Annotated in this window: 22 protein-coding genes, 1 tRNA gene and 1 riboswitch; of the genes, 4 read left to right on the top strand and 19 right to left on the bottom strand. The window is 64.5% G+C overall.

Annotated features, from left to right (window positions below):
- Positions 1–16: 16 nt before the first annotated feature.
- Entirely contained in the window at positions 17–1,666 is a 1,650-nt protein-coding gene (locus tag FPZ08_RS21465) for a lysine--tRNA ligase (RefSeq protein ID WP_246132753.1), read from the bottom strand.
- Positions 1,667–1,806: 140 nt separating this feature from the next.
- Here FPZ08_RS21465 and FPZ08_RS21460 point away from each other — a divergent pair, with 140 nt between their 5' ends.
- Both FPZ08_RS21460 and FPZ08_RS21455 read left to right on the top strand, forming a co-directional pair.
- Positions 1,807–2,220 (top strand): tellurite resistance TerB family protein, encoded by a 414-nt coding sequence (locus FPZ08_RS21460; RefSeq protein ID WP_146292727.1) that lies wholly within the window; start codon positions 1,807–1,809, stop codon positions 2,218–2,220.
- 16 nt (positions 2,221–2,236) lie between these two features.
- Positions 2,237–2,899 carry a DUF2161 domain-containing phosphodiesterase gene (locus FPZ08_RS21455; RefSeq protein WP_146292725.1) on the top strand — a complete coding sequence of 221 codons (663 nt, stop codon included), beginning with the start codon at positions 2,237–2,239 and terminating at the stop codon, positions 2,897–2,899.
- Here FPZ08_RS21455 and FPZ08_RS21450 read toward each other — a convergent pair.
- Both FPZ08_RS21450 and metZ read right to left on the bottom strand, forming a co-directional pair.
- Positions 2,893–3,681: a transporter substrate-binding domain-containing protein gene (locus FPZ08_RS21450; RefSeq protein WP_186767128.1), complete on the bottom strand. Its 789-nt coding sequence runs from the start codon at positions 3,679–3,681 to the stop codon at positions 2,893–2,895. The genes FPZ08_RS21455 and FPZ08_RS21450 overlap by 7 nt on opposite strands.
- Positions 3,682–3,868: 187 nt before the next feature.
- A complete protein-coding gene (metZ, locus tag FPZ08_RS21445; protein ID WP_146292721.1) occupies positions 3,869–5,077 on the bottom strand; it encodes an O-succinylhomoserine sulfhydrylase in 1,209 nt (402 codons plus the stop codon).
- Between the two features lie 42 nt (positions 5,078–5,119).
- Positions 5,120–5,195: riboswitch (SAM riboswitch) on the bottom strand.
- Positions 5,196–5,271: 76 nt separating this feature from the next.
- Between metZ and FPZ08_RS21440 the strand changes: the two genes are divergently transcribed.
- Entirely contained in the window at positions 5,272–6,384 is a 1,113-nt protein-coding gene (locus FPZ08_RS21440; protein ID WP_146292719.1) for a 2'-deoxycytidine 5'-triphosphate deaminase, read from the top strand.
- Here FPZ08_RS21440 and FPZ08_RS21435 read toward each other — a convergent pair.
- The 11 genes from FPZ08_RS21435 to FPZ08_RS21385 all read right to left on the bottom strand — a co-directional run bounded on the left by FPZ08_RS21435 (position 6,381) and on the right by FPZ08_RS21385 (position 19,500).
- Entirely contained in the window at positions 6,381–8,120 is a 1,740-nt protein-coding gene (locus FPZ08_RS21435; RefSeq protein ID WP_146292717.1) for a hypothetical protein, read from the bottom strand. The two genes, FPZ08_RS21440 and FPZ08_RS21435, sit on opposite strands and share 4 nt — an antisense overlap.
- The gene (locus tag FPZ08_RS21430; protein ID WP_146292715.1) at positions 8,117–9,247 is read right to left on the bottom strand and encodes a protein-glutamate methylesterase/protein-glutamine glutaminase; all 1,131 of its coding nucleotides are present in this window, start codon (positions 9,245–9,247) and stop codon (positions 8,117–8,119) included. Before FPZ08_RS21430 ends, FPZ08_RS21435 begins: the two co-directional genes overlap by 4 nt.
- A gap of 10 nt (positions 9,248–9,257) precedes the next feature.
- Positions 9,258–10,142, bottom strand: coding sequence for a CheR family methyltransferase (locus FPZ08_RS21425; RefSeq protein ID WP_246132752.1), 885 nt, complete (start codon positions 10,140–10,142; stop codon positions 9,258–9,260).
- A 55-nt stretch (positions 10,143–10,197) separates the two neighbouring features.
- Complete coding sequence (locus tag FPZ08_RS21420) at positions 10,198–10,659, bottom strand: chemotaxis protein CheW (RefSeq protein WP_146292710.1); 462 nt, start codon at positions 10,657–10,659, stop codon at positions 10,198–10,200.
- 10 nt (positions 10,660–10,669) lie between these two features.
- A complete protein-coding gene (locus FPZ08_RS21415; RefSeq protein ID WP_146292708.1) occupies positions 10,670–12,478 on the bottom strand; it encodes a methyl-accepting chemotaxis protein in 1,809 nt (602 codons plus the stop codon).
- 128 nt (positions 12,479–12,606) lie between these two features.
- A complete protein-coding gene (locus tag FPZ08_RS21410) occupies positions 12,607–14,697 on the bottom strand; it encodes a HAMP domain-containing methyl-accepting chemotaxis protein (RefSeq protein ID WP_146292706.1) in 2,091 nt (696 codons plus the stop codon).
- Complete coding sequence (locus tag FPZ08_RS21405; protein WP_342780152.1) at positions 14,694–15,071, bottom strand: chemotaxis protein CheW; 378 nt, start codon at positions 15,069–15,071, stop codon at positions 14,694–14,696. The genes FPZ08_RS21410 and FPZ08_RS21405 overlap by 4 nt, the downstream gene beginning before the upstream one ends.
- Before the next feature lie 120 nt (positions 15,072–15,191).
- Positions 15,192–17,213, bottom strand: a complete 2,022-nt coding sequence (locus tag FPZ08_RS21400; RefSeq protein WP_146292704.1) for a chemotaxis protein CheA — start codon at positions 17,211–17,213, stop codon at positions 15,192–15,194.
- Positions 17,210–17,578, bottom strand: a complete 369-nt coding sequence (locus FPZ08_RS21395; RefSeq protein ID WP_146292702.1) for a response regulator — start codon at positions 17,576–17,578, stop codon at positions 17,210–17,212. The genes FPZ08_RS21400 and FPZ08_RS21395 overlap by 4 nt, the downstream gene beginning before the upstream one ends.
- Complete coding sequence (locus FPZ08_RS21390; RefSeq protein ID WP_146292700.1) at positions 17,575–17,910, bottom strand: STAS domain-containing protein; 336 nt, start codon at positions 17,908–17,910, stop codon at positions 17,575–17,577. Before FPZ08_RS21390 ends, FPZ08_RS21395 begins: the two co-directional genes overlap by 4 nt.
- A 543-nt stretch (positions 17,911–18,453) precedes the next feature.
- Complete coding sequence (locus FPZ08_RS21385) at positions 18,454–19,500, bottom strand: HD domain-containing phosphohydrolase (protein ID WP_146292698.1); 1,047 nt, start codon at positions 19,498–19,500, stop codon at positions 18,454–18,456.
- A 104-nt stretch (positions 19,501–19,604) separates the two neighbouring features.
- Here FPZ08_RS21385 and FPZ08_RS21380 point away from each other — a divergent pair.
- Positions 19,605–19,678: transfer RNA gene (locus FPZ08_RS21380), tRNA-Gly, on the top strand.
- A 33-nt stretch (positions 19,679–19,711) separates the two neighbouring features.
- Here the strand turns inward: FPZ08_RS21380 and FPZ08_RS21375 are convergent.
- The 5 genes from FPZ08_RS21375 to FPZ08_RS21355 form a co-directional block, all read right to left on the bottom strand.
- Positions 19,712–20,080 (bottom strand): DUF1850 domain-containing protein, encoded by a 369-nt coding sequence (locus FPZ08_RS21375; protein WP_146292696.1) that lies wholly within the window; start codon positions 20,078–20,080, stop codon positions 19,712–19,714.
- On the bottom strand, positions 20,080–22,182 hold the full coding sequence (locus tag FPZ08_RS21370) for a TRAP transporter permease (protein WP_146292694.1): 2,103 nt from the start codon (positions 22,180–22,182) through the stop codon (positions 20,080–20,082). Before FPZ08_RS21370 ends, FPZ08_RS21375 begins: the two co-directional genes overlap by 1 nt.
- Before the next feature lie 69 nt (positions 22,183–22,251).
- Positions 22,252–23,211, bottom strand: a complete 960-nt coding sequence (locus FPZ08_RS21365; protein WP_146292692.1) for a TAXI family TRAP transporter solute-binding subunit — start codon at positions 23,209–23,211, stop codon at positions 22,252–22,254.
- A 188-nt stretch (positions 23,212–23,399) separates the two neighbouring features.
- Positions 23,400–24,734 (bottom strand): sigma-54-dependent transcriptional regulator, encoded by a 1,335-nt coding sequence (locus FPZ08_RS21360; protein ID WP_146292690.1) that lies wholly within the window; start codon positions 24,732–24,734, stop codon positions 23,400–23,402.
- Positions 24,731–26,539: a sensor histidine kinase gene (locus tag FPZ08_RS21355; RefSeq protein ID WP_146292688.1), complete on the bottom strand. Its 1,809-nt coding sequence runs from the start codon at positions 26,537–26,539 to the stop codon at positions 24,731–24,733. The genes FPZ08_RS21360 and FPZ08_RS21355 overlap by 4 nt, the downstream gene beginning before the upstream one ends.
- Positions 26,540–26,595: the final 56 nt, after the last annotated feature.

Raw genomic sequence — 26,595 nt, 5'->3', positions numbered from 1 at the left:
GGAAATCTCCTTAGTTTCAGCCGGCCTTGACGAACTTCCCGGCCAGCGCATCCTCGATCAGCTTGCGCGTATTGTCGATGCCATAAAGCGCGGCGAAAGACCCGAAGCGCGGACCGCGCTCCTGCCCGATCAGCACAGAATAGAGCATCTGGAAGAACTCGACGGAGACGCCCGGGCCGCCGGTGGGGCTCTTTTTGGTGTGGTCCTGATACCGCTCGATAGTCCGCGCCACGTCAAGCGCCGCATTCTGGATGGTTTCGTTGGTGGCGTCATCAGGCAGGGCAGCAAAGGCCTCCGAGAGCGCCTCGAGCGCGCCGCGTTCCACCTCATCGGGCGCGCGATAGGTCTTCTGCACGAAGTCGCGGAAATAGCGAATGGCGTAGCCGACAAGCGCATCCAGATGCGGATGCGTCTGCGGCGACACGCCGGGCGCATAGGCGGAGATATAGCCCCACATCACATCAGGCGTTTCCGGATTGGAAGCCGTCGCAAGGTTCAACAACAGCGCAAAGGTAACCGGCATGTCGACTTCCGGCACCTTGCCATAGTGGACATGGAATGCCGGATTCTCCAGGCGCGCGGCAGTGTCCTGCTTCTGGTAGGCCGCGACATGCGCGAAATATTCGTCGACCGCCCGCGGGATGACGTCGAAATGCAGGCGCTTGGCCGTGCGCGGCTTCTGGAACATGTAGAGCCCCAGGCTCTCATTGCCCGCATAGGTCAGCCATTCGTCGATGGTCAGCCCATTGCCCTTGGACTTGGAAATCTTCTGGCCCTCGGCATCGAGGAACAGCTCGAACACATAGTGCTCGGGCGCCTTGCCGCCGAGGATTTCGCAGATCTTGTCATAGACATGGGCGTTGGTCTGGTGGTCCTTGCCGAACATCTCGAAATCGACGTCGAGCGCAGCCCAGCGCATGCCGAAATCGGGCTTCCACTGCATCTTCACATGCCCGCCGGTGACCGGCAGAGTGGTGTCGCTGCCGTCTTCGTCGGCAAAGGTCACCGTGCCGTTTTTGGCATCGACTTCCTTCATCGGCACATAGAGCACGCGGCCTGATATCGGCGAGATCGGCAGGAAGGGGCTGTAGGTGGCCTGGCGTTCGGCGCCGAGCGTGGGCAGCATCACTTTCATGATATCGTCGTAGCGCTCGGCGGCACGCAGCAGCACGGCGTCGAACTTGCCCGACCTGTAATAGTCGGTGGCGCTGGCGAATTCGTAGTTGAAGCCGAACGTGTCGAGGAAGCGGCGCAGCATGGCATTGTTATGCGCGCCGAAGCTGTCGAACTCGTTGGTCCACGGATCAGGCACCGAGGTCAGCGGCTTTTGCAGATGCGGCTCCATGGCCTCCTTGGAGGGCACGTTGTCGGGAATCTTGCGCATGCCGTCGAGGTCATCGGAAAAGCAGATGAGCCTTGTCGGAATCTGGTCGCGGGTCAGCAGGCGAAAGGCCGTGCGCACCATGGTGGTACGCGCGACTTCGCCGAAAGTGCCGATATGGGGCAGACCCGAGGGGCCATAGCCGGTTTCGAACACAGCTTCGCCCTTGCCCGATTTCTCCAGGCGCTTGACCAGTTTCCTTGCTTCCTCAAACGGCCAGGCGCGGGCAGTCTGGGCGGCGTCGAAGAACGCGGGATCGAGCGGGGGCAACGGAGCGGGCGACAAGGTCAGGCCTTTCAGGGAGAAGGAGTGTCGGGTGTGTTGCATTCCGACGCGCCAACGTCAACGTTTTCGGGGGCCGATGCTTGCCAATGCCGCCCGACGCGCCTAGCTATCGAGGCACAGAACAGCCTGGGAAACGCCTGATGTCCAATGCCGCCCACGACGCCCTCATCCACCTGATGATTGTCGCCGCCTCGTCCGACAGCGCCATGACGGAAAGGGAACTGGTTCGCATCCAGGCGCTAATCGGTCGGTTGCCGGTGTTCGAGGGATTCGACAAGACCCGGCTGGCCGTGGTTGCTAATGCATGCGCCGACAAGCTCAACGGCCCGGGCGGACTGGACCAGGTGATCGATGACGCCATCGCCGTCTTGCCGGTCAAGCTGCAGGACACGGCCTATGCCGTGGCGGTGGAGGTGGCGTCGGTCGACCTGCATCTCGAGCAGGAGGAGCTGCGCTTCCTCGAATTGCTGCGCGACAAGCTGACCCTCGACCGGCTGACCACGGCCGCCATCGAGACGGCGGCGCGGGCGCGGCATCGGCGCATGCCGAACTGAACCAAGCGCCCGGCGCATGGAAACGTCGCTCTATCAGCCGGTCAAGGCGTTCCTCGAAGCGGCCGGCTATGAGGTCAAGGGCGAGGTTGGCGCCTGCGACCTGGTCGGCCTCAGCCCTTCCGATCCACCCGTCGTGGTGGTCTGCGAGCTCAAGCTCACCTTCAACCTCGAACTGGTGCTGCAGGCAGTCGATCGCGCCGCTATCGCCGACGAGGTCTGGATTGCCGCCAGGATGTCCAAGGGCAAGGGCCGCGAGACCGACAAGCGCTATCGCAATCTCTGCCGCCGACTGGGCATCGGCATGCTTGCCGTGTCCGATCTGGGCGATGTCAGCGTCATCGTCAGTTCCATCGCGCCCATGCCGCGCACCAATCCCAAGCGCCGGTCGCGCCTGGTGCGGGAGCATCAACGCCGGCGCGGCGATCCTGCCCTGGGCGGCAGCACCAGAACGCCGATCATGACGGCGTATCGGCAGCAGGCGCTGATCTGCGCCGAGGCGCTATTGGAAGGCCCGCTCCGCCCGCGGGATATAAGACCCGCCGCGCCCGATGCTGGCAAGATCCTGCTCGGCAATGTCTATGGCTGGTTCGAGCGCGTCAGCAACGGCATCTATCAATTGACCGAGACGGGCCGCCTGGCGGTCATGCAACACCGTGCGCTTCGCCTTGCGGCTCAATAGAACCCCACCGGGAACCAGCGCAGGTAGAGTTCGTCCAGCGCGCCATTGCCCTTGAGCTTGACCAGAGCCCAATCGATGGCGTGGCGCACGGCATCATTCCCCGGAGGGACGGCGACGGCGAGGCCTTCGCCGAACAGGTTCGGACGGAAATAGGGTTGGCCGGCAAAGCCGCAGCAGCTGAGATTTTCGTTGAGCCAGAACGAGGCGCGCATGGCGTCGCCGAAAAACGCGTCGGCCTCGCCCTTTTCTACCGCTTCGAGCGCGGCGATCTCGCTGTCGAAGCGCGCGACCTCGGCCTCGGGCAGATAGCGGGTGACGAAGGTTTCGTGCGCGCTGCCGCGGCGTACCGCAATGGTTTTGCCCGCCAGCGCATTGGCATCGAACAGGCCGATATCGGCGGCGCGGGTCACGAAGCGGCCGGGCAGTGCCAGATAGGTGGCGGAGAAATCGAACAGCGCGCCGTTTTCGTCACTCATCGCCAGCCCGGCGATCAGCGCATCGCCCTGGCCTTCGCCGAGGGCGCTTGCCGCCTGCTCCCAGGGCCAGGCCTGGATGGTGCAGGCGACATTGACCTCGGCGCAGATGCGCTTGGCCAGATCGACATTGAAGCCGATCAGCTCACCCCCGGCATCGCGGAAGTTGAAGGGCGGAAAGTCGGCCGTGGTCAGGAAGCGAATGGCCGGCACCGGCGTCAGGCTGGGCAGGATTTCGCGGGCGCTGGGGTCGGAATGGTAGGGCAGTGACTGGGCGAAGGCGGGGGTGGCGAGGAGGGTGAGGGCCAAGGCAGCGGCCCTTAGCCAAATCCTACCCCCACCCTCATTCCCTCCCCACAAGGGGGAGGGAAACCTGCGCAGCAATCGGCTGAGATATCCGCGCTCAATCTCGAATCTCGCCCATGCGCCTCCCTCCCCTCGATGGGGAGGGAATGAGGGTGGGGTGGGGCCGCGCGCGCCGAACAGCTTCATTCCGCTAAACCTGATCCAGCCCATACATCAGATCGGCAATCAGGTCGTCGGGGTTTTCCAGTCCCACCGACAGGCGCAGCAGGCCGGGGGTGACGCCGGTTTCGAGACGGACGTCCTCGGTAAAGCGGGCGTGGGTGGTGGTGCGCGGATGGGTGATGAGCGACTTGGCATCGCCCAGATTGTTGGAAATCAGGATCACCGCCAGGCTATCCGACAGGGTGAAGGCTCCTTCCTGGCCGCCCTTGACGTCGAGGGCGATGATGGTCGAGCCGCGCTGCATCTGGCGCCTGGCCAGCTCATATTGCGGGTGGCTGGGGTGGTGCGGATAGATGACCCTGTTGATCTTGGGATGGCTGGCCAGAGCCGCCACGATCTTTTCGGCGCTGTCGGTCATCTGGCGGATGCGCAGCTCGTAGGTTTCGAGTCCCTTGAGCAGCACCCAGGCGTTGAAGGCGCTGAGCGTAGCGCCAGTCTGGCGCAGGAAGGTGTGGACGTCGCCCTCGATCAGTTCCCGGGAGCCCAGCACGATGCCGCCGAGCACCCTGCCCTGCCCGTCGATATGCTTGGTGGCCGAATAGGTGACGAGGTCGGCGCCGAGCTGCAGCGGCTTCTGGTAGAGCGCGGTGGAGAAGACATTGTCGACGATCAGTTTTGCGCCATGGGCATGAGCGATGTCCGCGACGGCCTTGATATCGACCAGTTCGAGCGTCGGATTGGTCGGCGTCTCCAGGAAAACGACCTTGGTATTGGGGCGCATGGCGCGGGCGAAGTTCTCGGAATCGCGGCCATCAACCAGCGTCGATTCTACGCCAAAGCGCGGCGCGTAATCTTCCACGACATAGCGACAACCGCCGAACAAAGCCTGAGCGGCGACGATGTGGTCGCCGGCCCGAACCTGGCTCATCACCGCATTGGTGACCGCGGCCATGCCGGAGGCGAAGGCGCGGCCCGCTTCGGCCCCTTCGATCAGCGCCATGCGCTCCTGGAACACATCGACGGTAGGGTTGGCGAAGCGGGAATAATTGTGGCCACCTGGGATCTTGTTCTGGAACAGGCGTTCGGCATGTTCGGAGCTGGGATAGGAATAGCCCGAATTGAGAAAGAGGGCCTCGCTCGTCTCGTTGAAATCGGTGCGCTTGCCGCCGCCATGCACCATCTGGGTGGCAGCGGCTCGCCGGTTCGGATCGAGGAGGGGGTTCTTATCTCGGGACATGGTCACGCCTTCAAAAACAAAAACCGGCACCCAAAAGGGCGGCCGGTTCCCACAACGGTCTTTAGCGATTTCTTTTAAGTGGCTGCAAGCGACCGGCCAAATCACCACTGGGCTGTGATGTAAAGCCAATTGCCTGTTGGCGTCAATTGCGTGGATTGGTAGGGGTAGCCACGGTTTCCGCGGGGCGCGACAGCATGGACAAGCAACAGGCCTGGCCGCAGGGCGTCTTTCCGGCGCGGTTGATCGAGAAGCTGCACAAGCAGGGCAGCATCATGGCGGCCCGTCCGTTCGATGCCGATCAGGTGCAACCGGCCAGCCTCGACCTGCGGCTTGGCGATGTGGCCTATCGCGTGCGCTCAAGCTTCCTGCCCGGCCCCAGCCATTCGGTGGCCGAACGTATCGAGGCGCTGAAGCTGCATGAGATCGACCTGACCCGTGGCGCCGTGCTGGAACGCGGCTGCGTCTATCTCGTGCCGCTGCAGGAAAGCCTCGACCTGCCCGATGCGGTCAGCGCCTCGGCCAATCCTAAGAGCTCGACCGGACGGCTCGACGTGTTCACCCGCGTCATCGGCGACCGGGCACGCGGCTTCGACCAGATGCCCGCCGGCTACAAGGGGCCGCTCTATCTCGAAGTCAGCCCCCGCACCTTCCCGGTGCTGGTGCGCACCGGCTCGCGGCTCAGCCAGATGCGCTTCCGCTCCGGCGACAATCGCCTGACCGTGGCCGAGCATCAGGCGCTGCACGCGTCCGACACGCTGGTGTTCAACAATAATGCCCCGGTTGGCGAAGGCGTGGCGCTCTCCATCGACCTCAAGGGCGAAGGCCGCAGCGGGCTGATCGGTTTCCGCTCGAGGCGCCATACGGCGGTGGTGGATGTAGACAAGAAAGCCGCGCTCGACGTGCTGGATTTCTGGGACCCGCTGGTCAATCGCGGCCGCGAGGAGCTGATCCTCGATCCGGACGAATTCTACATCCTGGTCAGCGACGAGGCGGTGCATGTGCCGCCCACCCATGCCGCCGAAATGGTGCCCTTCGATCCACTGGTGGGCGAATTCCGCGTGCACTATGCCGGCTTCTTCGATCCGGGCTTCGGCCATTCATCGGCCGGGGGCAGCGGCAGCCGCGCAGTGCTGGAAGTGCGCAGCCGCGAGGTGCCGTTCCTGCTGGGCCACGGCCAAACCATCGGCCGGCTGATCTATGAGCGACTGGCCGAGGCACCGGACCGGCTCTACGGCTCGGCGTTGGGCTCGAATTATCAAGCGCAGACGCTCAAGCTCTCCAAGCATTTCAAGCCCTATTCAGGCTAAAAGAACAGCGCGTCGAGGTCTTCGCTCGCTTCCGTCACGGCTTCCGGTTCCGACACGGTCATGTCGGCGCCAAACAGTTTCTCGTGAATTCGGCGCTCGGCATCCATGGTGTAGCGGGCGCGGTGGGCGGCCAGGACATCGGATATGGCAGCGGTTTGCGTGGCCGACGCCACTGGCGGACAGGCCGCCACGAGCTGCATTTCGAGATCGCGCATGGTTTCCGAGATTGCGGCCTGGCTGACGAAGGTCTCGGCCGCCGTGCCCAGCAGGGTGATGACGTTGGGGCCATCGCGGTTGAGCGTGGCCAGGGCCTCGGCCAATGCGGCATCGACGCCCTGCAGCAGGATCAAAGCCGCCGTCGCCTCCTGTTCGAGCTGGCCGACGCGGCCGGCGGTATCGCCATTGGCGGCGGCGCCGAAGGATTTGGCAAGGCCCGCCGCTTCGTGCAATCCGGCCATGGAGGCTTCGGCCGCGCTGACCGTCTCCCCGGTCAGCTCGCGTAGCTGACGCGCGATGACGTTGAGGGCGGCGCCGCGCGGGCCGAGTTGGGCGCATTTGACCGCGGCATTGAGGCTGACAAGGCGCATATTGGCCTCGATCTCCTGCACCGCCTCGACATGGCTCAGCAGCACGCCGACCGTTCCCAGAACGGCGCTGGCGACCATTTCGAGCTTGCTGCGCTCGGCTTCGCAATCACGCAGCACCGTAGCGGCATGGCGCACGGCCTTGCTCAGCGCGGCCAGCGAGGAAGCGCCGGTTTCGTCGCCCTGGCCATAGATGGCCTGGCTTTGATCGGTGATGGCGCGGGCATCGGCGGCGAGGTCGCGCAAGGCGGTGCCGGCCTCGTCCACATCGCCTTCGAAGGCGTCGGTCGCGGCGGCGAGCTGGGCCACCTGCAGGCCGCCGACAATAGCCGAAGCCGCAGCGCCTTCCTCCGGCGACAGCGTATCGAGCAGATCGCCGAGCGCCGCTACGCCGCTTTCGATATGTTCGATGCGCTGGCGCGTGGCGTCGCCCACCTGCAGGGCCATGACGGCGCTGGCGATGCGGGTGACGATCTGGCGGGAGACCCGACCGGTCTCGGCGCTGCCATCGACGGAAATGGCACGCTGGCGCGCCAGTTCGGCAAGGGCCGTGTCCATGCTGGCGGCGAGGGTGCTCAGCGTATCGGCATGGGCGTTTTCGAACTGACCGCGCTGGCGGGCGGCCTGACCGACCTCGTCGGTGAGCTGCCGATAGGCGGCGGTGAATTGCTGGATGGTGCTGCTGGCGCTTTCCGAGAGCTTGGCGATATCGGTGGTGAACACGTCGAAATCGTCACCGTCGCCCACTACGCTGGCCGCCACGACACGGGCATTGATGGCCACGATCCCCATCATCTTCACCGTGCGGCGCAGTTCGGAAATCGGATGATCGGCAGCGCGGACGACTTCGACCAGCCGCGTCAGGTCAGCCTGTTCGGTGGCGAACAGGGCCGAGATGGTCTGGGCCTGCTTGCCGACATCGGCGAGGCGCGTCGAGGCTTCGACCAGTTCGGAGCTCTGCAACTGGGCCGGCAGGGCCTCGAACACCTTGGTGACGCGGTTGAGCATGGCCGCGCCTTCAGTCAGGCGGGCGCCTACGGTGACGAAAGTGCTTTCGATCTGCTCGCGCGGTGCGGCCAGCGCCACGCCGACAGCCCGCAAGGCGGTGGCATCGGCGGGTTTGGCCGGCAGTGATTGCGCCAATGCGCTCATAGTAAAGTCCCCGTGCGCTGGGCGTTACGGCCATAGGTTTCGATTTCGGTAGCGACGCGGCTTAACGGCACGATCTTGACCGCGGCATTGCGCTGAATGGCCTCCTTGGGCATGCCGAAGACCACGCAGCTTTCTTCGTCCTGCGCGATGGTGTGGCTGCCGGCCTGGCGCATTTCGAGCAGGCCCCTGGCGCCATCGTCGCCCATGCCGGTGAGGATGATGCCCATGGCATTGCGGCCGGCCACCTGCGAGGCCGAGCGGAACATCACATCGACCGAGGGGCGGTGGCGCGACACATGCGGCCCGTCCACGATATTGACGGTGTAGCGGCTGCCGGCGCGGTGCAGCACCATATGCTGGTTGCCGGGGGCGATGAGCGCCCTGCCCGCCTGCACCACATCACCATCCTCGGCTTCCTTGACTGCGATGGCGCAGAGACCGTCGAGGCGGCGGGCAAAGGCGCCGGTGAATTTTTCCGGCATATGCTGGACGATGACGATGGCGGGGCTGTCGGCGGGCAGCTTTTCCAATACATCGCGCAAGGCTTCCGTGCCGCCGGTGGAGGCGCCGATGCAGATGATCGGCTCGGTCTGCGGCTGCTTGGCGCGCAGCGAGGCGGCCCGCGCTTCCGATAGAGGCGGAATGATCGCGTCGGCGGTGAGCTTGGCCTCGACATTGATCGGCGGCGGTGGCGCCTTCTTCACGCCGCGGAATTTGGCATGGGCGGCGGCCTTGGCGGCGTCGCAGATGCGCATGCGCGATTCCTGCAGAAACTGGGTCGTGTCGACGCGCGGCTTGGCCACGACATCGACGGCGCCTGCTTCGAGCGCCTGCATCAACGTGTCCGAACCGGCCTCGGCCAAGCTCGAGCAGATCACCACCGGAATGGGCCGCTGGCTCATGATCTTGCGCAGGAAGGTCAGCCCGTCCATGCGCGGCAGCTCGATATCGAGGAACATCACATCGGGCACTTCCTGGCGGATGCGCTCCACCGCGACATAGGGGTCGGCCGCGGTCGCCATGACTTCAAGGTCAGGGTCACCGTCGATGATCTCGCTCAACGTCATGCGCACCGAGGCGCTGTCATCGACGATGAGCACACGGATCTTGCGGCGGGTAGCAGGCATGGTCTTGCTTTCAGGCCTTCTGGAATACGGCGGGGGCAACCTGGCGCATGGTCACCGTGGTGCCGATCATGGATTCAGAATGACCAAGAATGAGATAACCGCCGGGCCGCAAATGACTGACCAGGCGCAGGATGACCTTTTCCTGGTCGGCCTTGTCGAAATAGATCAGCACATTGCGCAGGAAGATCACGTCCACGTCGCGGTCGAAGGGATAGCTGGTATCCATCAGGTTGAGCCGCGCGAAATGCACCAGCCGGCGCAATTCGGGCACGATGCGCACTTCGGGCCGCATGCCAGGCTTGCGGGCATGCATCAGATAGCGCTGCTGCTTGGCCGGCGGTACCGGCGCGAGCAGTTCGGTCGGATAGATGGCCCGCACGCCCTGTTCCAGCACGGCGGTGGAAATGTCAGTGCCGAGAATGGCGAAGCGGAAGTCCTGCCGTTGCGCCAGGAGGTCGGCCAGCACCATGGCCAGAGTATAGGCTTCAGCGCCGGTAGAGCTGGCAGCGCTCCAGATCTTGAGCAGAGGCTTGCGTTCGCCGCGACGCAGCTCGATCAGGTCGGGCACCAGCCGGTCCTCGAGCAGGTCGAAATGCTCGGGTTCGCGAAAGAAATCGGTCTTGTTGGTGGTGACGGCGTTGATCAGAAACGTCCGTTCGGCAGCAAGGCCATCACGCTGGAACAGGTAGGCGCCGTAGTGGTCGAGGCTGGCAAGCCCCAGGGCACGCACGCGCTTGCGCAGGCGGCCCTCCACCATCAGGCGCTTGGTCGGGGGCAGCTTGATGCCCACCTCCGTGCTGATCAGGTCGGCAATACGCTTGAAATCGCGCAGGGACAGGTGATCGTCGTCGGTGGGTTCCAGTCGGGCGGCGGCCTGTTGGGCGGAAAAAGGCAATGGAATATCTCCAGGCGAGAGGGGCATGCGGCCGGCTCGGTCGCATGCCACTTGCTCAGGCTGCGCGGGCGGCGTCCTCGAACGATCCCAGCAGGCGCTCGAGGTCGAGCACGGTGACGAACCGTCCGTTGCGCCGGCCGATGCCGGCAATGCAATGCCCGGCCCAGGTCCCGCTGACCGACGGTGGCGGATCGAGGTCGTCCTCATCGAGAACCGTGACCTCGAACACCCGGTCGGCCCGCAGGCCCAGCCGCAGTTCGCCATCGTGTCCGGCGAGCGACAGCACGAGAATACGGGTATTCTCGTTGTCCGGTGCCGACGGCAGGCCGAGAGTCAACCGCAGGTCGACCACCGGAATGCCCTGGCCGCGCACGTCGATCATGCCGAGCAGGGTTTCGGGCGCTTGCGGCAGGCGGGCAATGGGCCGCATGTCGAGGATTTCCTGCACCTTCTCCACCGGAGCGGCGAAGAGTTCCTCAGCCACGCCGAGAGTGACGTATTGAGCCCGTTCGGCCATGGTCTTCTCCTTATGCCGCGCCGCGGCGGCTGAATTCGCCGTCGAGTTCATCATGGCCATCGTCCAGGTCGAGGTCGAACCCACCACCCTTGCTGCTCCGCATGCCGGACTTGGCCTCGCCCATCTGCGGGGCATTGGCCATGATCGCGTCGCGCAGACCCGCTCGGGCCGGCTTGGCCCTGGCCTGGGCCGTGACCTGGTTGGTCGGGTTGGCGCTGATGCGGAAGTAGCTGATGGCGGTCTGCAACTGCTCGGCCTGGCTGGCCAGTTCCTCCGAGGTCGCCGACATTTCTTCGGCCGCCGAAGTGTTCTGCTGGGTCACCTTGTCGAGCTGCTGGATGGCGGTGTTGATCTGGGCCGCACCGGCATTCTGCTCGCGACTGCCGGCGGAGATTTCTTCCACCAGTTCAGCCGTGCGCTGGATATCGGGCACCAGCTTACCGAGCATTTCGCCGGCTGACTGGGCGGCCTTGACTGTGGTGCCTGACAGCGTCGAGATTTCTGCCGCCGCAGCCTGGCTGCGTTCGGCGAGTTTGCGCACTTCGGACGCCACGACCGCGAAGCCCCGGCCATGTTCGCCGGCACGGGCGGCTTCCACCGCCGCATTCAGGGCCAAGAGGTCGGTCTGGCGGGCGATTTCCTGCACCACCATGATCTTTTCGGCGATGGTCTGCATGGCGGCCACCGCATTGTCCACGGCCTCGCCGGAGGCAATGGCGTTTGCTGCCGACTGACGGGCGATCTTCTCGGTCTGGCTGGCATTGTCGGCCGACTGTTTGATGGTCGCGGCCATTTCTTCCATCGAGGCCGAAGCCTCTTCGGTCGAGGAGGCCTGTTCGGTGGCGCCCTGGCTCAGTTGTTCGGCCGTGGCCGACATTTCCTGGCTGCCCGCCGCCACATTGTTGGCGGAGGAAATGGCTTCGGTGATGACGTCACGCAGCTTGGAGACCATGCGTTCGAGCGCCAATCCCAGCGCATCCTTGTCGGACAGCGGCTTGACCTCGATGGTCAGGTCGCCATCGGCGATCTGGTCGGCCGCATTGGCGGTGGCGCGCAGGTTGTCGGTCATGGAATTGACCGTGGTCACTAGGTCCTTGATTTCGTCGTTCGAGGTGACCTGGACCCGCTGATCGAGATCGCCGATAGCGACGGCATCGACCACCTGGCGGACGCGAAGCAGGCCACGGCTGATGCCGAGGACGATCCAGGTCGCGGCGCCGATGGCCAGCAGGGTCGAGCCGATGAGCAGGGCAATCAGCAGCGTGCTGCTCGATGCATAGAGCTGTTCGGCGCCGTGGGTGGCCTCGACCAGTTCCTCATTGTCCAGCGCCGTCAGTTCGTCGAGCGCGACGACGGCCTCGCTCCGCACTTCTGCGGCGCGGCCATTTGCCAGCGCAAACGCCTCTTGCTCGCGGTTGGTCTGGGTCAGCCGCCGCACTTCAGCATGCTGGGCGAGGTAGGCGTCATAGCTGGCGACGAAACGGTCGATCAGTGCCTGGCCGGCCTCGTCGGAAATGTCGCGCAGCGCGGTCGCGTCGGCATGGACCAGGGCGATTTCCTCATCGAGGCTTTGGAGCAGCGTGGTGCGTCCAGCCGGCTCCTGCATCAGGATGAGGTTTTTCTCGTCGCGGGCTACTTCCAGGGTCGCCACTTCCAGATCGGCGGCAAGTTGGATGCGCTTGACATTCTCGCCCATGGCCGTGGCGAAGGAGTTGTTGAGCGAACCGAGGTTTTGCAGGGCGATGACCATGCTGATCGCCGAGAGAACAATGACGACCGCGAATGTCGCAGCCAATTTTACTTTTATAGTCAAACGCATAGCACGTGCCTTTCTTGGCTCGAGGGCACGCTTCTGCGGTCCTCCAGGTCTACTTCTGACGCTTGGGATGCTTGGTTCGCGCCGGGGCCGGAGAGGAGCCGGTCCCGGTGCGCGGATAGATGGCGCGATCAGGCGCTGCGGCGGGTGAATTCACCGTCGAGATCGTCCTGACCGTCATCCAGGTCGAGGTCGAAACCACCGGAATTGGAGGCCTTGGCCTTGCCGGTCTTGCGCGGCGCCATATGCGGCGCCTTGGCAAGGATGGCCTGCTTGAGATCGCCGGCAGCCTTGGCCTCGCTCTTGTTCGCCGGCGCCGGCATCGAGGAGGCGTCGATGCGGAAGTAGCTGATGGCGGACTGCAGCTGTTCGGCCTGGCTGGCCAGTTCCTCCGAGGTCGCCGACATTTCTTCGGCCGCCGAAGTGTTCTGCTGGGTCACCTTGTCGAGCTGCTGGATGGCGGTGTTGATCTGTGCTGCCCCGGCATTCTGCTCGCGACTGCCGGCGGAGATTTCTTCCACCAGTTCGGCCGTACGCTGGATATCGGGCACCAGCTTGCCGAGCATTTCGCCGGCCGACTGGGCGGCCTTGACGGTCGTACCCGACAGCGTCGAGATCTCGGCCGCCGCAGCCTGGCTGCGTTCGGCAAGTTTGCGCACTTCGGAGGCCACGACCGCAAAACCACGGCCATGTTCGCCGGCACGGGCGGCTTCCACCGCAGCGTTGAGAGCGAGCAGATCGGTCTGGCGGGCAATCTCCTGCACCACCATGATCTTTTCGGCGATGGTCTGCATGGCTTCCACGGCGTTGTTCACCGCTTCGCCCGAGGCGATGGCATCGGCCGCGGACTGGCGGGCAATCTTCTCGGTCTGGCTGGCATTGTCAGCCGACTGCTTGATGGTCGAGGCCATTTCTTCCATCGAGGCCGAAGCCTCTTCGGTCGAGGACGCCTGTTCGGTGGCGCCCTGGCTCAGTTGTTCGGCGGTAGCCGACATTTCCTGGCTGCCGGCCGCGACATTGCGGGTAGCGGCGGTGACTTCGCTCACCACTTCGCGCAGCTTCTGCGTCATGGAATTGAGGGCCTTGATCAGGTCGCCGACCTCGTCGTCGCCCTTGCTGACCACCGTGGCACTGAGATTGCCATCGGCAACCTCGTTGGCGAGGCGGACGGCACTGGACAGGGCACGCGAGATCGAGATGACGATCCAGAGCGCAGCGATCAGCGCGATCAGCGCCGAGCCGACCAGGATGCCGATCAGCAGCATGCGGCTGGATTCGTAAAGTGCATCGGCGTCCACGGCTGCCTGGTTCAGCAGGGCGTCATTGCGCTGCACGATGGTTTCCAGCAGATCGACGGCGGCGTTGCGCAGCGTCGTGCCCTCGCCATCGGCAAGTTCCACGGCGTAATATTGCGAGCGCTGGACCGCCACATCGACGGCCTTGTTCATGGCGACGATCATCGCCTGATAGTCGGCCTGCGCCTGGGTGGCGAGGCCGGCTTCGGCAGGGCCGACAACGCGAACCAGTTGGGCGAAGCCGCCTTCCAGATCGGCCACGGCCGTGTGGTAATCGTTGAGCCATTCGTCCTGCTTGGCGGGATGCCCGTCAGCCAGCAGGATATTGCGCTGCTGCCGGAAGGCATCGCTGGCCTTGAGGAACATGGCGTTGGCGGTGTCATAGGCCGGCACCGCAGACAGGTCCCCGGCATTCAGCCGACGGCCAAGGGCGCCGATCAGGCTGCCCATGGTTTCTTCCAGGGCCGTGATGGACGCGCTGCCCTCGCTGGTGGTGATTTCGAAGGCGATCGTGTCGGAATTCAGCTTGGCATAGTCCTGCACCTGCACGGACACGGCCCAGTATGCTTCGAGAGCGGTGACGAAATTCTGGATGTCGCGGTTGGACTCCTCCACCGTGAACGTGCCGATCATGCCCTCGGCATCGGCGAGCAGTTCGCCATGCAGAGCGTCCAGCACCTGCTGGTCCGCCGCCAGTTCCTCGGCATTCGAGCTCAGGATCATGGCGCGCAAATTATTGCTCAGCCCGGTCAGGTCTTCCTGCATTTCCTTGAGCGCGATGGAGCGGGCCGCCGGCCCGGTGATGATGTGCTCGAGGTTGTCATTGAGTTGCCCGAGATTTTGCAGCGCAATGAACATGCTGGCGCCCGAAAGGGCGACAACCACGGTGAACACCGCCGCCAGTTTGGTTTTGATAGTCAGTCTCACGGTGCAGACCTTTCTTCTGATGCTGCTGATGACGCGGTTCTGGCGCCCTGTGTTTCGAAAATTCGCCCCAGGTCGGGGATGATGATGAAGCCGCCATTGCGCTTGCCGATGCCGCGAATGAATTCGGGGCGCCAGCGCATGCCGACCCTGGGTGCTTCCTCGATGGAGGCGGCTTCGATGTCGGTGACATCGTGGACCTTGTCGGCAAGGATGCCGGCGACGGTGGGTTCGCCGTCGATATCGACTTCCATCACCACGATACGGGTGTCCTCGTCGGGCTCGGGCCGGTCCATGCCGAACATGACGCGCAGGTCGGCCAGCGGCACGACGCGGCCGCGCACATTGATCAGGCCACTGACGAAGGGGGGAGGCATTGGGCACTTCGGTGATCGGCACGAGATCAAGGATTTCGCGCACGCTGCCCGCCTCGACGGCGAAGAGTTCGTCCTGCAGGCGCAGGGTCAGCGCCTTCATGGAGCCGGTTTCGGTGGCGCTCATGCGGCCCTCCCCTGGTCGACATAGCCCTGGCCGAACTGGACCAGGTGGGCGGTATCGAGGATGAGCGCGACCGTGCCGTCGCCCAAAATGGTCGCCCCGGAGAACGACTTGATGGACGAGTGCAGCTTGCTCAGTTGCTTGATGACCGTCTGGTTGTTGCCGATGATCTGATCGACCACGAGACCGACACGGCCTTCGCCGGACGAGACGATCACCACCTTCTGGTGCGGCTCGGCCGGGGCTTTGGTGCCGAACACTTCGCGCAGGCGCAGGAAGGGCACGAGGCTGCCGCGGATATCGAGGAAGTTGCGGCCACGCGCATTGGCTTCGATGCCTTCGGGCAGCTCGACGCATTCTTCCACTGCCGCCAGCGGGATGGTGTAGCGGCCGTTGCCGACGCGCACGAGCATGCCGTCGATAATGGCCAGTGTCAGCGGCAAGCGGAGTGTCATGGTGGAGCCGCTACCCGGCGTCGTGGCAACATCGATGCTGCCGCGCAGCCCGTCAATGGTGCGCTTGACCACGTCCATGCCCACGCCACGACCCGAGAGTGAGGTGACTTCCTTGGCGGTGGAGAAGCCGGGGGCGAAGATCATCTGCCAGAGATCCTGGTCGGCGATCTTGGCGTCCGGGGCCAGCAGGCCCGCTTCTTCAGCCTTGGCGCGGATGCGATCGGCATTGAGCCCCGCCCCGTCATCAGTCACCGAAATGGCCACTTCGGCGCCGGCATAGACGGCTGACAGCCGCACCGTGCCCTTGGCCGCCTTGCCGGCGGCGAGACGCTTTTCAGCCGGTTCGAGGCCATGGTCGACCGAATTGCGGATCAGGTGGACCAGCGGATCGGCCAGGCGCTCGATCATGGTCTTGTCGAGTTCGGTATCCTCGCCCGAGGTGATGAACTCGATCTCCTTGCCGAGATCGCGGCTGAGGTCGTGGATCAGGCGACGGAAACGGCTGAACAGAGTGCCGATCGGCACCATGCGGATGCCCATCGTGGTATCGCGCAGGCCTGAACTCAGGCGTTCGAGTTCCTCGGCGATGGTCTTGAGGTTACCGTCGCTGCTCATGGCGGCGATCTGGGTCAGGCGGGCCTGGGCAATAACCAGTTCGCCGACCCGGTCCATGAGTTCGTCGAGCCGTTCGGCATCGACGCGCATGGAGGAGGATGCGGCGCGCTCGGCGCTGGCTGGCAGTTCCTTCTCGACCGGCTTGGCGGCTTTGGGCGCCTTGGCCGGTTTGGCGGGCGCTGCCACGGGCACGGGCTTAGGCGCGGCCTGGACAGCGACAGGCGCCGGAGCGGCGGCTTCTTCATCGCTCAGCGGCTCGACCGACAGTTCCATACCGTCCTTGAGGAACAGGAAGACATCGTCGATGGCGGCGCGCGGATCGTCGGCCGTGAGATCGACCTGCCAGCCCATATAGGGCACTTCGGGATCGATCACGTCGAGCGGAGGAATGGTATCGGTCAGCGCCACGATGGTGCAGGGACCGATGGCCTTGATCTCGTCGAGCAACAGTAGCGGATTGGTGCCATAGACCAGCGCGTCGCCCGGCAGGCGGAAGCGGATGCGCCAGCGACCAGCCGTAGCCGGCGCAGCGACCGGCTCCGGCGTTTCAACCTCGACCGGCGTGTCCGCTTCGACATCGGCGGCTGACAGGACGATGCGCAGGGCCTCGAGAATGGCTTCCCCACCGGCCTGGGGCGCCTCGGGCTGCTCGATCAGCTTGTGGATATGGTCCTTGGCGTCGAGCGCCACGGCGATCAGCTCCGAGGTCGCTGGGCTATTGCCCTTGCGCACCTGGTCGAACGCCGTCTCGAATTCATGCACGAAGGCGGCGACGGCGGTGAAGCCGAACATGGCGCCGGAGCCCTTGATGGTGTGCAGCGCCCGGAAGGTGGAATTGATCAGGTCGTCATTGGCCGGGTTCTGCTCGAGGTCGAGCAGGCCCAGTTCGAGCTGCTCCAGCAGCTCGCGGGCTTCCTGGCGGAAGGTTTCTGTCGGGTCGGGGAAGCTCATGCGCCGGTGACCTTCTTGATGACCGCGAGCAACTGCTCCTGCTTGAAAGGCTTGACGATCCAGCCGGTGGCGCCGGCTTCCTTGGCCTGGCGCTTGAGCTCCTCGTCGGATTCGGTGGTCAGCAGGATGATCGGCACGCCCTTGCTGGACGGGTGCTGGCGGTATTTGCGAATGAACTCGATGCCGTTCATCACAGGCATGTTGAGATCGGTGATGACGGCATGGACCGTCTGGCCCGTCGCCTTGGTATAACCATCGGCGCCGTTGATGGCTTCGATGACATCGAGGCCCGCGGCAGAGAGCGTCATGACCACCATCTGGCGGATGGATGCTGAATCGTCGATGGTCAGGATGGTCTTTGTCATGCTGCCTTACCCTTGGCTGGTGTCCAGAAGTCGCCGTCTTGCGTGAGCGGCCGGCCGTCGGCATCGAGGCACCCGGTCTGGATCAGCAGGTCGCGCAGCGGCCCGGTGGGCGGCGTCGCAAGCGACAGCGATTTCCCAGAGGCCAGGGCCTGTTTGCGGGCAGCCAGCAGAAGTTGGATCGTGGTGATATCGGCGCCTGATATTGCTTCGGTCGCGATGGCGACCTTGTCATGGCCGGCCAGTGCCTCGCGCAGCGACACGGCAATATCCTGCGCAGCGCGCAATCCGGCATCGCCGGAAATTTTGACGACGTGAACACTGCCCTTGGTCATGGCAATGACCGGGTGGTGGGGCACAAGAAGCAATACATGGCTTTATACCGCAGGATGGGGATCGCGGCGCCGGAAGCCAGTATATTACCGACTTCTTAAGACGCGATCTTACGTTTCCGTTGACTTCGACTACGCGCATCGTATTCCCATCCGATGCATTACAGAAGGTAAGCGCAGTTGATTAAGGCCGTCTTACTTTCGCCTACTTTCGCCGATCAAATCTTACTTTCGATTGGCAAACAAATATTACGTGCTTGATTCAGAGTCTCGGAAGCCTGATCAGTGAATCCGGTGAATCATGACTCTGCAGCCGCGAGTCTTCGATCCAGCGCAGCGAGTCGGGTGCGAGTCTCGATTCAAGTAATACTTGCCATGTCGCGCAGTATCATGCTGCGCGGAACGACCCGATCGGGTCGTTGTTCTTGTATGGTTGTTTCTGACCGGCCGAGAATTTCCCCGTTTGTCATCGCCAACTGACGCACGTAGCGCAGCACTGCCTGCAGGCGCGGCGGGGTCATGATGGCAATGAGGAAACTGGGAGTCTTAGAGGCCGACGGCCTCGGCCTGGGCGCCACCCATGATGGCTTCGATCTCGGGCCACTTGGCGCAGAACGAGGCGACGCAGGCCGGATCGAAATGCGTGCCGCTGCAGGCGACGATCTCGGCATAGGCCTTGTCGATGGGCCAGGCGGCTTTGTAGGGCCGCTCCGAGCAGAGCGCGTCGAACACATCGGCGATCGCCACGACGCGCGCCTCGATCGGAATATCGGTGCCCGACAGCTTGTCGGGATAGCCGGCCCCATCCCAGCGCTCGTGATGGCTCTGGGCGATCAGTTCGGCAGTGCGGATCAGCTCGGATGAGCCGTTTTCCAGAATGCGGGCGCCGATGGTCACATGCTCGCGCATGATCGTGAACTCTTCCGGCGTCAGCTTGCCGGGCTTGCCCAAAATGGCGTCGGCAATGCCGATCTTGCCGATATCGTGCAGGGGCGCGGCCAGGTAGATCATCCGGCAGCGCTGCGGGCTGAGGCCGATGCCGCTGGCGATGAGCTGGCTGATCTGGGCGACGCGCGAAACGTGCTCACCGGTATCGCCGTCGCGATATTCGATGGCGCGGGCTAGCCGCCAGATGATCTCTTCCTCGCGCGCCAAAAGGTGCGCCGTGGCCAGTTCCACTTCGCGTGACAGCCAGTTGGCGCGGTCGGCCAGTTCCACCTGCGCGGTCCGCAGGGTCAGCAGATTGGCGACGCGGGCCTGCAATTCGGTGGGGTCGAAGGGCTTGTTGACGAAGTCGGTCGCACCGGCCCGGATCGCCTCGATGCGCGTATTGCGGTCCATGTCCGAGGTGACCATGATGATGGGCACCAGCCGGTAGGCCTCGCGCGCCCGCAGGGCGCTGGTGAATTGCACGCCATCCATTTCAGGCATGATGTGATCGACCAGGACCAGATCGTATTGGGTCGCCTGGCTACGCTCCAGCGCTTCGCGCGGCGACAGGCAGGAGTCGATCTCTGCATCGGTCGCCGCCTTGATGATCGTGCCGATCATGGCAAGGCTCGACCGGCTGTCGTCAACAATCAATACGCGCATATCCGCCCCCGGATTTGCCGGAAGCATAGGGCGACAGCAGTTATGCGACTGTTAATCGCCATGCCTTGACGCCTCGAAGGATTTCACGCATCTAGTGGCCGGTCGCGGGTGTAGCTCAATGGTAGAGCAGAAGCTTCCCAAGCTTACGACGAGGGTTCGATTCCCTTCACCCGCTCCAAAATCCCCCTGGTCATTGCGTGTAGCCCTGCCGTCAGTCGCAGGTTTTTGCGGCCCACAGCCTTATGGTGGCGGCCGGCTCGGCGCCCAGCGTCAGGCATGGACTGTCTGATGCGCACAGGGTCCACGGGCTGGGTGTCATGCCTGAGGCGGCCAGGTTCAGGCTGGGCAATGGCGGCAGGTTTGGCGTGTAGGTCCAGCGCCCATCGGCCCATATGGCGTCGGGGGGCACGGCAATGCCCGCCCCTGCCCCTTCCACGCTGGCTTCCACCAGATGCAGCCGATTGCCCTGCACCAGCCAGCTCTCCCGCCATTGGGTGTGTTCCACCGAATGGGTCCAGCTCAGGGTGAAACTGGTCGCGGCCAGCGCGGTCACCACGCCGGCCGCTGCGATGCACAGCATCAGGAGGCCGCCCCCAAGGCGGGCCGACGCATGCGCCACCAATGCTGGCCGATCAGCGCTACGGCAAGCACGAAGCCGGCCTCGTCGGTCAGTGGCAAAGCCAGCATCAGCAATATGCCGATGGCAAAGGCCGCGATGCGCTCGAGCCAGTTAGCCGGCCCGAACAGGTAGCCGACCACGGCCACGCCCAGCAGGCCGATGGCCAGCACGGTCTTGAAGACGATGTAGACGACCTCAACCGGATAGCCGAACTGGGCAGCGATCGCTCCGCCATCCTGCAGCATCAGCGAGGGCGTATAGACCGCCATGAAGGGCACGATGAAGCCGGCGGCCGCCAGCTTGGTGGCCTGGATGGAGATCTTGAGGCCCGATGTCTTGGCCATGGGTGCCGCGGCGAAGCAGGCCAGGGCCACCGGCGGGGTCAGGTCTGCCATGATGCCGAAATAGAAGACGAACATATGGCTGACCAGCAGCGGCACGCCCAGTTCCAGCAAAGCTGGCCCGGCCAGTGACGAGGTGATGATGTAGTTGGGAATGGTGGGAATGCCCATGCCCAGCACCAGGCAGGTGCACATGGTCAGCACCAGCGAGAGGAACAGGTTGTTCTCGCCGATGGCGATGATGGCGCCGATGAAGGTCGAGGCAATGCCGGTCAATGTCAGCGTGCCGATGACGATGCCGACAATGGCGCAGGCGATACCGACCGGCAGCGCATTGCGGGCGCCTTCGGCCAGGCTATCGCGCACGATGGCCAGGGTCTCCCGCCCGCCATTGACGAAGACGCAGGCCAGCACCAATGCGGCGATGACGAGCATCAGCAGGTTGACGCCAAAGCGCAGGAACGCAGCCGAGGCCAGGCCCAGCGCAATCCAGAATACGTAGCGGAACACGCGCGGTCCGATGGCGGCAGCCAGCGGCGTGCCCAGGATCAGCACCACGACCAGAGCCAGGCCCATCGTGCCGGCAAAGATCGGCGTGTAGCCGGCAAACAGCAGGTAGACCAGTGCCGCCAAAGGCAGCACCAACGGCCAGTGATCGCGCACGGCATGCCATGGATTGGGCAATTCGGCCTTGCTCATGCCCCGCAGCCCGGCCTTGCCGGCTTCGAGATGCACGACCCAGAAGCAGGTGGCGAAATAGAGCATGGCGGGGATCAGCGCGGCGATGACGATGGTGCTGTAGGGCACGTCGAGCGTTTCGGCCATGATGAAGGCAACCGCCCCCATGATCGGCGGCATGATCTGGCCACCCATGGAGGAGGTTGCCTCGACCCCGCCGGCAAAGGCGGAGCGGAAGCCGAAACGCTTCATCAGCGGAATGGTGAACTGGCCGCTCGCCACCACATTGGCGATGCCGGAGCCGGAAATGGTACCCATCAGCGCCGAGGACAGCGTGCAGACCTGGGCCGGCCCGCCGCGCCAGCCGCCGACCATGCCCAGCGCGAAATCGTTGAACAGGCGGATCATGCCGGCGCGTTCGAGGAAGGCGGCAAAGACCACGAAGATGAAGATATAGGCCGAGGAGACGTAGGTCGGCGTGCCGTAAATGCCCTCGGTGCCGAAGCCGAAATGCTCGACGATCTGCGCGAAGTCATAGCCGCGATGCACAAAGGGACCGGGCATGTACTGGCCGAAAAAGCAGTAGGCGAGGAAAATACCGGAGATAATGGCGAGCGGCAGGCCCATCAGGCGTCGCGCTGCCTCGAAGACCAGCACGACGACAACACTGCCCGCGACTAGGTCGAGTGGCGTCAGGAAGCTGCTGCGCTTGAGCAGGTCAGCATAGAAGACCCAGTTATAGACCCCGGTGAGAAAACCGAGAATGGCCAGGGTCCAGAAGAAAATGCGGCTCCAGATAGTCTTGGCGACCAGATTGCCGATCAGGCCGAAGCCGAGCAGCAGCAGGAACCCGACATGCATGGCGCGCACGACCTGGCTGGGCAGCGTGCCATAGGCGGCTGTCCAGAGCTGGAACAGCGCGAAGGCTATGGCGATTCCGAAAGCGATACGGCCCATAAGGCCCGTGCCGAAGCCGGGCGGCAGACCCTCCACGGCTTCTTCGACACTCTCGGGCGCCATGGTGGTCGGCGGAACTGTGGTCATCGAGTTTCCTCCCCAGGACTCGGCAAAGGTGGTGCGTCCGGGGCACCGGGCCCCGGACGCATTTGGAGCCTAGAGCAGGCCCGCTTCCTTGTAATAGCGCTCGGCGCCGGGATGCAGCGGGATCGACAGGCCTTCGAGGGCCTTGGCCGGATCGATGGCAGCAGCGGCCGAGTGCGAGGCCTTCAGCCGCTCGAGATTTTCGAACAGCAGCTTGGTCATCTGGTAGGCCGTTTCGTCGCTGACGCCGGCGCGGGTCACCAGGATATTGCCGATGGCGGCGGTGGGGACATCGGCGTCCTGGCCATCATAGGTGCCGGCGGGAATGACCGAAGCGACATAGGGCGCGCCGATGCTCTCGACCGTCTCGGCCGGGATGGCGACGATGTTGATATCCATGGTCGCCGACAGGTCCTTGATGAAGGCAACGCCGAGGCCGGAGGATTGCAGGGTCGAGTCGAGCTGGCGGTTCTTGATGAGCTCGGCCGATTCCGCATAGGGCAGATATTCGACCTTGCCCATATCGTCATAGCTCATGCCGGCGGCAGCAAAGATGGCGCGGGCATTGAGTTCGGTGCCCGAAGCGGGGGCGCCCACCGAAATCGACCGACCCTTCAGCTCTTCGAGAGTGGTGATGCCGCTTTCGGCGCTGGCAACGATCTGCACGTAGTTGGGGTAGATGGCCGCGATGGCGCGCAGCTCGGTCAGCGGTGCGGGGAAGCCGGCTTCCTCGACGCCATCCCAGCCCGCTTTCACGGAATCACCCAGTGCAAACGCCAGTTCGCCCTTGCCCTGCTGCAGCAGGTTGAGGTTTTCGACCGAGGCCTTGGTGGCCTGCACCTGGGTGCGGGCGCCCTCGATTTCCTCGGCATAGATTTCCGACAGGGCGACGCCGAGCGGGTAATAGACGCCGGACGTGCCGCCGGTCAGGATGTTGATGAATTCCTGCGCATTGACGGCGGCGCTGCCGCTGACGGCCAGCAGCGCACCGGCGGCAAGACCCGCAACGCGGCGGGTGAGAAGAAGTGACATGCGGAAGTCCTCCCTGAGCATGTTCTGCAATAATGCCCCGCCGCCTCCACGCGACGGGATCGGCCATACTCTTGCAACCGCCGTGCCAAAGTGCCGGCCCCGGGATTTCAGGGATTTTTGGGACATCGGGCCGGTCAATGTGGCGGTATTCCGCTCGCAAGATCGGGGCGCTGGCGGATTTCCGCCAGCTACCTGACGGGATCGGCTGGCGCGCGCAGCCCGTAGCGGACGATCTTTTCGTTGAGCGTGCGGCGGGCGAGACCCAGCCGCTCTGCCGCCTCTGCGGTGGACCCGCCGGCATCCTGCAATGCAGCTTCGATGGCGGCGGCTTCGAAGCGGGCGACACGGTCGGCCAGCGTCTCGGCCGGCAGGAACCGCTCCTGCGCCGCGCTCGGCCGCGTCATGCCGAGCACCGCGCGCTCGGCCACAGCCTTGAGTTCGCGCACATTGCCCGGCCAGTCCGAGGCAGCTAGCCCAGCCGGCAGCTGCGGAATGGCCGCTTCGGGCAGCTTGAAGCGCCGTGCCGCATTGGCAGCGAAAAGATTGAACAGCAGCGGCACATCCTCGCGCCGCTGGCGCAAGGGCGGGACAGCGAGTTCAACCGTGGCGAGGCGGAAATAGAGGTCGGCGCGAAAACGGCCCGCCTCGCTTTCGGCCTTGAGATCGACCTTGGTCGCGGCGATGAAACGCACATCGATCGGCCGGGACGCATTGCTGCCCAGCGGCTCGATGCTGCGCTCCTGGATGGCGCGCAGCACCTTGGCCTGCAACGCCAGCGGCATGGATTCGATCTCGTCGAGAAACACCGTGCCGCCCCTGGCGAATTCGAGCTTGCCGACGCGGTCGCCGGCCGCACCGGTAAAGGCGCCGCTGGCATGGCCGAACATTTCGCTTTCAAAGATGGTTTCGGGAATGGCGGCACAGTTGATGGCGACGAACTGCCCTTTGGAGCGGGCACCGAAATCGTGCAGCGCCCGCGCCACCACTTCCTTGCCGGTGCCGGTTTCACCATTGATCAGCACATCGACATCGATATCGGCGAGTTGCAGGACCGATTGGCGCAGGCCATCCATGGCCGGAGCAAGGCCCACCAGCCGGTCCTCGAGTTCGGCGCCACCTGCCGCCCGCCGCAAGCGGCTGAGTTCGCGCCCGAGGCGACGGCGCTCGGTCGCCCGGTCCAGCACGGCGACGAGATGGTCGGCGTCATAGGGCTTTTCGATGAAGTCATGGGCGCCGTCGCGCATGGCGTCCACGGCCAAAGCGACATCGCCATGCCCGGTCAGCAGGACCACGGGCAGATCCGGCGCAATGGCCTGGAAATGGCGCAGCACATGGATGCCCGACAGGCCCGGCATGCGCACATCGGTCACGACGCAATCGACATCGGTGGGATCGACCCGATCCAGCGCCTGTTGCGGGTTGGTGAAGCTGGTGACGGCAAAGCCGGACACGCCCAGCCACGCCTCAGCGGCGGCGCAGAGTTCGGCTTCGTCATCGATGAAGACAATGCTGCCGCGGCTCATACCGCCTCCACCACTTTGCGCGCCGGTTGCGCCTGGTAGAGCGGCAGGGCGACGCTGACAATGGTGCCGCCGCCGATGCGCGGCTCGAAGCGCAGACTGCCGCCGAATTCCTCCAGCAGCGTGCGGGTAATGGAAAGGCCCAGTCCCAGGCTTTCGCCGGTGCTCTTGGTGGTGAAGAAGGGCTCGAACAGGCGTTCGCGTACCCCTTCGGGAATGCCCGGACCGGTATCGCCGACCTCCACCGTCAAACCCGCCTCGCCCAGTTGGGCCGCTATCTGCACCTGGTTGTGCCCGGCCGAAGCGGTGGCCTCGATGGCGTTGAGCAGCAGGTTGATAAAGACCTGTTCCAGCCGCACCGCATTGCCGGCCACCAGCGGCAGGTCGGGCGCCACATCGGCCTGGACATGAACGGCGTCGTTCCGGGCCTGCGGCGCCACAATATCGAGTGCCGCCTCGATCACGCCGGCCACGTTAACCGCCTCGGGCGGGCCGGGATCGCGGCGGGAGGAGAAGGTGCGCAAATGCTTGACCGTGCGCTGCATGCGCCGCAGCAGATTGCGCGCATTGCCGAGATTGCGATGCACCTCATCGCGCGCCTCGCGCTGGGCATGCAGGTCCGCCGCCGCCAATGTATTGTCGAGCGCCGAAAGCGGCTGGCTGACCTCATGTACGATGGCCGCCGACATGCGGCCCAGAGCAGCGAGCTTGGCGGCATGGATGAGGTTTTCCTGGGTGGCGCGCAGTTCCATTTCCGCTCGCCGCCGTTCCTCCACCTCATGGGCCAGCGCCTGCGTACGCTCGGCAACGCGGCGCTCCAATACGGCATTCTGGTCGAGCTTGAGCCGGACGATCTGGCGGCGCTGGTTGAAGAAGACCAGAGCGCCCAGCGCCAGCACCGCGACCGAGGCGGCCAGCCCGCCAATCAGCCGCGCCTCACGCTCCATCGGCTCGAGCGACAGGGCGGACAGCACCTGCCAGCCATCGGGCTCGACGGTGCGCCGCCCGAGCAGGTGACGCTCGCCAGCATTGAGGATCAGGCTGGCGGCGCCGGCATCGGCGGCGGGCGTCAGCGGCGCGGCGCCGGCGATATCGATGCCGTCATAGCGCCGCTGCACTTTCAGCAATTGCACGGTATCGCCCGGCAGCGCCTGCAACGGCCGATACATCCAGCCCGGGTCGCCGGAGAGGAAGACGATGCCGTTCTCGTCGGCAATGGCGCTCATTTCCCCCGCCGCCGCCCAGGCCGAAGCCAATGGCGCCATATCGACCTTGGCCACCACCACGCCGACCGGTCGGCCCCCGGCATCGACCCGGCTTGAGAGGAAATAGCCCGGCTTGCCTGTCGTCACGCCCACCGCATAGAAGCGACCGCTGCCCGACGCCATGGCATTCTCGAAATAGGGGCGGAAGGCATAATTGTGGCCCACGAAACTGCCGGGCTCGTTCCAGTTGCTGGCGGCGAGCGTTTCACCCGACAAGTTCAGCACATAGATCTCGTCGGCGCCGGACATTTCCCGCACGGCCTGCAGATAGGCATTGGTTTCGGCCATGCCGGCAAGCGCCTCGGGATGCTGCAGCATGTCCACCACGCGCCCATCCTGGCCGATGACGCCGGGCAGGTAGCGGAACCGTTCGATCTCGCTTTCGACGGCGCGCACATTGAGCGTCAGGCGGTCTTCCACCTGCCGTTCCAGCCCGCCCATCTGCCTGACATAGGTGAGCCACCAGAAGCCCAGAGCCACGCCGGCAATAGCGAACACGGCCAGCAAAGCCAGCCAGAAATGGCGCTGGATTTCTCCTCGCACCCTAAACCCCTCCGATCCGCCGGTTCTGTCCGGCGTTGCTTGGGGCAAGTTTGACC

The organism is Devosia ginsengisoli (genome assembly GCF_007859655.1).
GTDB lineage: Bacteria > Pseudomonadota > Alphaproteobacteria > Rhizobiales > Devosiaceae > Devosia > Devosia ginsengisoli.
This window is presented reverse-complemented; position numbering and strand designations above follow the sequence as displayed.

Excerpts from the sequence above, each read along its gene's own strand:
- FPZ08_RS21375 (WP_146292696.1), bottom strand. The coding sequence starts at position 20,080 with ATGCTGTGCATCGCAGCGGCCGGCGTGGTGACCGCGCTGGCCGCGACC.
- FPZ08_RS21400 (WP_146292704.1), bottom strand. The coding sequence starts at position 17,213 with ATGAGCTTCCCCGACCCGACAGAAACCTTCCGCCAGGAAGCCCGCGAG.
- FPZ08_RS21440 (WP_146292719.1), top strand. The coding sequence starts at position 5,272 with ATGGACAAGCAACAGGCCTGGCCGCAGGGCGTCTTTCCGGCGCGGTTG.
- FPZ08_RS21360 (WP_146292690.1), bottom strand. The coding sequence starts at position 24,734 with ATGAGCCGCGGCAGCATTGTCTTCATCGATGACGAAGCCGAACTCTGC.
- FPZ08_RS21365 (WP_146292692.1), bottom strand. The coding sequence starts at position 23,211 with ATGTCACTTCTTCTCACCCGCCGCGTTGCGGGTCTTGCCGCCGGTGCG.
- FPZ08_RS21370 (WP_146292694.1), bottom strand. The coding sequence starts at position 22,182 with ATGACCACAGTTCCGCCGACCACCATGGCGCCCGAGAGTGTCGAAGAA.
- FPZ08_RS21460 (WP_146292727.1), top strand. The coding sequence starts at position 1,807 with ATGTCCAATGCCGCCCACGACGCCCTCATCCACCTGATGATTGTCGCC.
- FPZ08_RS21430 (WP_146292715.1), bottom strand. The coding sequence starts at position 9,247 with ATGCCTGCTACCCGCCGCAAGATCCGTGTGCTCATCGTCGATGACAGC.
- metZ (WP_146292721.1), bottom strand. The coding sequence starts at position 5,077 with ATGTCCCGAGATAAGAACCCCCTCCTCGATCCGAACCGGCGAGCCGCT.
- FPZ08_RS21455 (WP_146292725.1), top strand. The coding sequence starts at position 2,237 with ATGGAAACGTCGCTCTATCAGCCGGTCAAGGCGTTCCTCGAAGCGGCC.
- FPZ08_RS21435 (WP_146292717.1), bottom strand. The coding sequence starts at position 8,120 with ATGAGCGCATTGGCGCAATCACTGCCGGCCAAACCCGCCGATGCCACC.
- FPZ08_RS21415 (WP_146292708.1), bottom strand. The coding sequence starts at position 12,478 with ATGCGTTTGACTATAAAAGTAAAATTGGCTGCGACATTCGCGGTCGTC.
- FPZ08_RS21405 (WP_342780152.1), bottom strand. The coding sequence starts at position 15,071 with ATGCCTCCCCCCTTCGTCAGTGGCCTGATCAATGTGCGCGGCCGCGTC.
- FPZ08_RS21420 (WP_146292710.1), bottom strand. The coding sequence starts at position 10,659 with ATGGCCGAACGGGCTCAATACGTCACTCTCGGCGTGGCTGAGGAACTC.
- FPZ08_RS21385 (WP_146292698.1), bottom strand. The coding sequence starts at position 19,500 with ATGCGCGTATTGATTGTTGACGACAGCCGGTCGAGCCTTGCCATGATC.
- FPZ08_RS21390 (WP_146292700.1), bottom strand. The coding sequence starts at position 17,910 with ATGACCAAGGGCAGTGTTCACGTCGTCAAAATTTCCGGCGATGCCGGA.
- FPZ08_RS21395 (WP_146292702.1), bottom strand. The coding sequence starts at position 17,578 with ATGACAAAGACCATCCTGACCATCGACGATTCAGCATCCATCCGCCAG.